Raw genomic sequence first — 2,424 nt, forward strand, 5'->3', positions numbered from 1 at the left:
GGCCGATCCGGGCTATCCGGGCCTCGCCCCCTTCGTCCGGGGCCCCTACCCGACCATGTACCTCACCAATCCGTGGACCATCCGCCAGTATGCGGGCTTCTCCACGGCCGAGGATTCCAACGCCTTCTACCGCCGCAACCTGGCGGCCGGGCAGATGGGCCTGTCCATCGCCTTCGACCTGGCCACCCACCGGGGCTACGATTCCGACCATCCCCGGGTGCAGGGCGATGTCGGCATGGCCGGCGTGGCCATCGACTCCATCCTCGACATGCGCACCCTCTTCGACGGCATCCCGCTGGACAAGATGAGCGTGTCCATGACGATGAACGGGGCGGTCCTGCCGATCCTGGCCCTCTACATCGTCGCCGCCGAGGAGCAGGGCGTCGCCCATGCCCAGCTGTCGGGCACCATCCAGAATGACATCCTCAAGGAGTTCCTGGTCCGGAACACCTACATCTATCCCCCATCCCCTTCGATGCGGATCATTTCTGACATTTTTTCATATACTTCGCGCGAAATGCCGAAGTTCAATTCCATCTCGATCTCGGGCTATCACATCCAGGAGGCCGGAGCGACGCTGGACCTGGAGCTGGCCTATACCCTGGCCGACGGCATCGACTATGTCCGGGCCGGCGTGGCGGCCGGCATGACGGTGGACCAGTTCGCCCCGCGCCTGTCCTTCTTCTGGAACGCGGGCATGAACGCCTTCATGGAGATCGCCAAGCAGCGGGCCGGCCGCCTGCTCTGGGCCCAGCTGATGAAGGACAAGTTCGCCCCAAAGGACGCCCGCTCCCTGGCCCTGCGCGCCCACACCCAGACCTCGGGCTGGAGCCTGGCGGCCTCCGACGTCTACAACAACGTGCCCCGCACCCTGATCGAGGCCATGGCCGCCACCGGGGGCCAGACCCAGAGCCTGCACACCAACTCGCTGGACGAGGCCCTGGCCCTGCCCACCGACTTCTCGGCCCGCATCGCCCGCAACACCCAGCTCTTCCTGCAGCTCGAAAGCGGCCAGAACCGGGTCATCGACCCCTGGGGCGGGTCCTACTATGTCGAGCGCCTCACCGCCGAGCTGGCGGCCCGCGCCCTTGAGCACATCGCCGAGGTCGAGGCCCTCGGCGGCATGGCCCGGGCCATCGAGGACGGCCTGCCCAAGCGTCGGATCGAGGAGGCCTCGGCCCGTACCCAGGCGGCCATCGACTCCGGGCGCCAGAGCGTGGTCGGCGTCAACCGCTACCGGCCCGAGACCGCCGACGTCATCCCCGTGCTCAAGGTCGACAATACCGCCGTGCGCGAGCGCCAGCTGGAGAAGCTGGCCCGCCTGAAGGCCGAGCGCGACCCCGCCGCCGTGGAGGCCGCCCTCAACGCCCTGACCGAGGGCGCAAGGGGGAACGCCAACCTCCTCGAGCTGTCCGTCGAGGCCGCCCGGGCCAAGGCCACGGTGGGCGAGATCTCCCTGGCCCTGGAAAAGGTCTTCGGACGCCACAAGGCCAGGGCCGACGCTGTCCAGGGGGTCTACCTCAAGGCCGCCGGCGACACCCCGGCCAGCGACCGCGCCCGCGCCCTCACCGCCGAGTTCAACGCCGTCGACGGCCGCAAGCCGCGCATCCTGGTCGCCAAGATGGGCCAGGACGGCCATGACCGGGGCCAGAAGGTCATTGCTTCGGGCTTCACCGACCTGGGCTTCGACGTCGAAATCGGCGACCTCTTCCAGACCCCCGCCGAGGCCGCCGAGCTGGCGGTGAAGACCGGCGTGCACCTGGTGGGCGCCAGCTCCCTGGCTGCCGGCCACCTGACCCTGGTGCCCGAACTCAAGGCCGAACTCGCCCGCCTGGGCCGCCCGGACATCCTGGTGGTGGTGGGCGGCGTCATTCCCCCTGAGGACTTCAACGCCCTGCGGCAGGCCGGCGTCGCCGCCATCTTCACCCCCGGCACAGTGGTGCCCGAGGCGGCTATCGAGGTCATGGACCGCCTGAACGAAGCCCTCGGCTACGCCCAACTGAAGGGCTGAGCGCGCCGGCTTGCCTGGAGACCGGCGGACGGTGCCGGGTCCTTGGGACAATCTGCAGGTTTGCGCGGGGCTCTGGACCCGCCCCTCCCAGACGCGGCCATGAATGGGCTGCGCAGGGTCCTCCTGCGAGAAATCTCAGGGTCTTTGTCGATTTGACGCCGGTTTGACGCGGGCCTGACGTTCGCGGCGACGCCCCAGGCTCAAGACGGTCCTGCGAGCCGGACGACGCCCCCAGGGGCGGTGGTCGGCGAAAAACTCAGACCTGAAAAGGACCTTCACCATGATCAAGAAGACTCTCGCCCTGACCCTCTTTGGCCTCATTGCCGTCTCGGGCACCCCGGCCTCCGCACAGCCCGCCTACGACCCGGTGTCGATCGGGGTCTCGTACAAGGGCCTGGATATCCAGAGCGAGG

At 68.4% G+C, this 2,424-nt stretch carries 1 protein-coding gene; it reads left to right on the top strand.

From position 1 onward, the window contains the following. A partial coding sequence (scpA, locus tag WCJ52_RS12750) for a methylmalonyl-CoA mutase (RefSeq protein WP_336903679.1) occupies positions 1-2,011 on the top strand: 2,011 nt, incomplete at its 5' end. Positions 2,012-2,424: the final 413 nt, after the last annotated feature.

The sequence above is a fragment of the Phenylobacterium sp. genome (assembly GCF_037138395.1).
Taxonomy (GTDB): Bacteria; Pseudomonadota; Alphaproteobacteria; order Caulobacterales; family Caulobacteraceae; genus Phenylobacterium.